The following is a 360-nucleotide window of genomic DNA, read 5'->3' on the forward strand; positions in this document are numbered from 1 at the left end:
GGCATCGGCTGCACCCCGATGGTCAGCATGCTCGCCCACCTGGCCGCCACCGGCTCACCGCGCCGGGTGACGGTGGTGCACGGAGACCGGACCGAGTCCTCCCACGCCTTCCGCGAGCAGATGGAACTGCTCACCGCCAAGCTGCCCGACGCCGCCCTCCACGTCTGGTACGAGCGTCCCGAGGGCGAGTGGCCGGCCGGGCGCACCGGACTGGTGGACCTGTCGGACGTCGAGATCCCCGAGGGGTCCCGCGCCTACCTGTGCGGGCCGGTCCCGTTCATGCGCTCGGTGCGCACCCGGCTGCTGGAGCGCGGAATCCCCGCCTCCCGCATCCACTACGAGTCCTTCGGCCCCGACCTG

1 pseudogene is annotated in these 360 nt (G+C 72.8%); it reads left to right on the top strand.

Annotated elements, in window-relative coordinates:
• Positions 1-360 (top strand): annotated as a pseudogene (locus ACSNOK_RS33555) (hemin transporter); the annotation flags it as partial.

The organism is Streptomyces sp. URMC 126, assembly GCF_051386555.1.
In the GTDB taxonomy this organism is placed as follows: Bacteria; Actinomycetota; Actinomycetes; order Streptomycetales; family Streptomycetaceae; genus Streptomyces.